Origin of the sequence: Pseudomonas sp. NPDC089534 (assembly GCF_044749305.1) — a bacterium.
In the GTDB taxonomy this organism is placed as follows: domain Bacteria; phylum Pseudomonadota; class Gammaproteobacteria; order Pseudomonadales; family Pseudomonadaceae; genus Aquipseudomonas; species Aquipseudomonas ekonensis.
Genome location: NZ_JBIVHR010000183.1, coordinates 1 through 3966, shown reverse-complemented (window position 1 = coordinate 3966; position 3966 = coordinate 1). Strand labels below are relative to the sequence as shown.

At 60.6% G+C, this 3966-nt stretch carries 3 protein-coding genes and 1 pseudogene; all 4 read left to right on the top strand.

The window, feature by feature from the left end; translation table 11 throughout:
* Positions 1 to 326 (top strand): 50S ribosomal protein L20 (rplT, locus tag ACIP0B_RS28105; RefSeq protein WP_400838390.1); only part of this gene is annotated, 326 nt, incomplete at its 5' end.
* A gap of 109 nt (positions 327 to 435) precedes the next feature.
* Positions 436 to 1452 (top strand): phenylalanine--tRNA ligase subunit alpha, encoded by a 1017-nt coding sequence (gene pheS, locus ACIP0B_RS28100; protein WP_085577452.1) that lies wholly within the window; start codon positions 436 to 438, stop codon positions 1450 to 1452.
* A 26-nt stretch (positions 1453 to 1478) separates the two neighbouring features.
* A complete protein-coding gene (gene pheT / locus ACIP0B_RS28095; RefSeq protein ID WP_400838387.1) occupies positions 1479 to 3857 on the top strand; it encodes a phenylalanine--tRNA ligase subunit beta in 2379 nt (792 codons plus the stop codon).
* A 3-nt stretch (positions 3858 to 3860) separates the two neighbouring features.
* A pseudogene (gene ihfA / locus ACIP0B_RS28090) lies at positions 3861 to 3966 on the top strand (integration host factor subunit alpha); the annotation flags it as partial.

Genomic DNA, 3966 nt, shown 5'->3' with positions numbered 1-3966 from the left:
GTAAGCGTCACAAAAAAATTCTGAAACTTGCTAAAGGCTACTACGGTGCACGTTCGCGCGTATTCCGTGTTGCCAAGCAAGCGGTAATCAAGGCAGGCCAATACGCCTACCGTGACCGTCGTCAGAAAAAACGTCAGTTCCGCGCTCTGTGGATCGCCCGTATCAACGCTGGTGCTCGTATCAACGGTCTGTCCTACAGCCGTTTCATCGCCGGCCTGAAAAAAGCGTCCATCGAGATCGACCGTAAGGTTCTGGCTGATCTGGCAGTGAACGAAAAAGCGGCGTTTGCTGCGATTGTCGAGAAAGCTAAAGCCACCTTGGCTTAAGTACCCCCGACAGTCACCCGCCCCTGCATTTGTGGGGGTAGGTGTTAAACGTCATAAATAGGGGAAGAGCCTTCAAGCTCTTCCCCTATTTCGTATCTGGAGTCTGTACATGGAAAACCTGGATGCGCTGGTCTCTCAAGCACTAGAGGCTGTGCAAAGCGCTGAAGATATCAATGCCCTGGAGCAAATCCGGGTTCACTACCTTGGCAAGAAAGGCGAACTGACTCAGGTGATGAAGACCCTGGGCAACCTGCCGGCAGAGGAGCGTCCGCAGGTCGGCGCCCTGATCAACGTCGCCAAGGAGCGTGTCACAGAGGTTCTCAATGCGCGCAAGGCTCTGTTTGAGGAGGCCGAACTGGCCGCCAAACTGTCCGCCGAGTCCATTGACGTGACCCTGCCGGGGCGCGGTCAGACCTCGGGTGGCCTGCATCCGGTGACCCGGACTCTGGAACGCGTCGAACAGTTCTTCACCCGTATCGGCTACGGCATCGCCGAAGGCCCTGAGGTCGAAGACGACTACCACAACTTCGAGGCGCTCAACATCCCAGGCCATCACCCGGCCCGGTCGATGCATGACACCTTCTATTTCAATGCGAACATGTTGTTGCGCACCCATACCTCGCCGGTACAGGTTCGCACCATGGAGTCGAAAAAGCCGCCGATCCGCATCGTCTGCCCGGGTCGTGTGTACCGCAGCGACTCCGATATCACCCACTCGCCGATGTTCCACCAGGTCGAAGGCCTGCTGGTCGATCGCGACATCAATTTCGCCGACCTTAAAGGCACTATCGAAGAATTTCTGCGGGTGTTCTTCGAAAAGGAACTGGCGGTGCGTTTCCGTCCTTCCTACTTCCCGTTCACCGAGCCGTCCGCCGAAGTCGACATGGAATGCGTGATGTGCAGCGGTAAGGGTTGCCGAGTCTGCAAGCAGACCGGCTGGCTGGAAGTGATGGGCTGCGGCATGGTTCACCCGAACGTGCTGCGCATGTCCGGCATCGATCCGGAAGAGTTCTCCGGCTTTGCCTTCGGCATGGGTGTCGAGCGTCTGGCCATGCTGCGTTATGGCGTGAACGACTTGCGTCTGTTCTTCGACAACGACTTGCGGTTCCTCGCGCAATTTCGCTAGTCGTAACGAATTCTTAGGAGAGCAGGATGAAATTCAGTGAACAATGGCTGCGTGGCTGGGTCAGCCCGCAGGTAGGTCGTGACGAGCTGGTTGCCCGTCTGTCGATGGCCGGTCTCGAGGTCGATAGCGTGACCCCGGCTGCCGGTGCATTCAGCGGCGTGGTGGTGGGTGAGGTGCTGAGCACCGAACAGCACCCGGACGCCGACAAGCTGCGCGTTTGCCAAGTCAGCAACGGCAGCGAAACGTTCCAGGTCGTGTGCGGTGCGCCAAATGTGCGCCCGGGCCTTAAGATTCCGTTCGCCATGATCGGCGCCGAACTGCCGGGCGACTTCAAGATCAAGAAAGCCAAGCTGCGTGGCGTCGAGTCCAACGGCATGCTGTGCTCGCAGTCCGAGCTGCAGGTCGGTGAAGGCAACGACGGCTTGATGGAACTGCCGGCCGATGCGCCGGTAGGTGCGGATTTCCGCGTTTACCTGGATCTGGAAGACGCCAGCATCGAGGTCGACCTGACCCCGAACCGCGGTGACTGCCTGTCGCTGGCCGGTCTGGCCCGTGAAGTTGGTGCGCTCTACGACGTTCCGGTCGTGCGCCCGGTCGTGGCCCCGGTGCCGGCGGCCCATGACGAAGTGCGCCCGGTCGACGTGTTGGCGCCGGCTGCGTGCCCGCGCTACCTGGGTCGTGTGATCCGCAATGTGGACCTGTCCCGGCCAACCCCGCTGTGGATGGTCGAGCGCCTGCGTCGTGCGGATGTACGCAGCATCGACGCCGCCGTGGACATCACCAACTACGTGATGCTGGAGCTGGGCCAGCCGCTGCATGCTTTCGACCTTGCCGAAATCAATGGCGGAATCCGCGTGCGCATGGCGGAAGAGGGCGAGAAGCTGGTGCTGCTCGACGGCCAGGAAGTCAGCCTGCGCAGCGATACGCTGGTGATCGCCGACCACACCCGCGCACTGGCGATTGCCGGCGTGATGGGTGGCGAGCACAGCGGCGTCTCTGCGACCACCCGCGACGTGTTCCTCGAAAGCGCGTTCTTCGACCAGATCGCGGTCGCCGGCAAGGCACGCTCCTACGGTCTGCATACTGATGCTTCTCACCGCTACGAGCGTGGCGTGGACTGGCAACTGGCCCGCGAAGCCATGGAGCGCGCCACAGGCCTGCTGCTGGACATCACCGGCGGCGAGGCAGGGCCGATCATCGAAACGGTCAGCGAGCAGCATCTGCCGTCGATCGCGCCGATCACCCTGCGTGCGCAGCGCATCGCGCAGATGCTGGGCATGGAGATGGATTCGGCTGAGGTCGAGCGCCTTCTCGGTGCCTTGGGCCTGAAGATCGCTGCTGACGGAGCAGGGCAGTGGCGTGTCGAGGTGCCGAGTCACCGATTCGACATCAGCCTGGAAGTCGACCTGATCGAAGAGCTGGCGCGCCTGTACGGCTACAACCGTCTGCCGGTCCGCTACCCGCAGGCCCGTCTCGCTCCGCAGGCCAAGGCTGAAGCGCGCAGCGATCTGCCGGAGTTGCGTCGTCTGCTGGTGGCTCGCGGCTATCAGGAAGCGATCACCTACAGCTTCATCGATCCGAAGCAGTTCGAACTGTTCAATCCGGGCGTCGAGCCGTTGCTGCTGGCCAACCCGATCTCCAACGACATGGCAGCCATGCGTTCGTCGTTGTGGCCGGGGCTGGTCAAGGTTCTGCAGCACAACCTGAACCGTCAGCAGGATCGCGTTCGCCTGTTCGAAAGCGGCCTGCGCTTCGTCGGTCAACTGGAAGGGCTGAAGCAGGAGCCGATGCTCGCCGGTGTGGTCTGCGGCAGCCGTCTGCCGGAAGGCTGGGCACAAGGTCGCGATGCTGTCGATTTCTTCGACGTCAAGGCTGATGTGGAAGCGGTGCTGGGCTTTGCCGGGGCATTGGGCGCTTTCACTTTCGTACCGGGCAAGCACCCGGCGCTGCATCCTGGCCAGACCGCGCGCATTGAGCGCGACGGGCGCGAAGTCGGCTTTATCGGTGCCATCCACCCTGAGCTGTCGAAAGCCCTCGGCCTTGACCGTCCGGTCTTCGTTTTCGAGCTGGTTCTGGCTGAAGTGGCGCAGGGCAAAATGCCTGAATTCCGTGAGTTGTCGCGCTTTCCTGAAGTACGTCGTGACCTCGCGCTGCTGGCTGACAAAGACGTCGCCGCCAGCGCTGTTCTTGACGTAATCCGTGAAAATGCAGGCGAATGGCTGACAGATCTCAGGCTGTTTGACGTCTATCAGGGTAAAGGCATTGATCCGCATAGAAAAAGCCTTGCGGTCGGCTTGACCTGGCAGCATCCATCGCGCACTCTTAACGACGATGAGGTGAATTCGACGACGCAAAACATCCTCACCTCGCTCGAACAAAGGTTGAACGCCACGTTAAGGAAGTGACGTATGGGGGCTTTGACGAAAGCTGAGAAGTCCGAACGTCTGTACGAACAGCTGGGCATGAACAAGCGGGAAGCCAACGACTTGGTCCAACTGTTTTACGATGAAATCA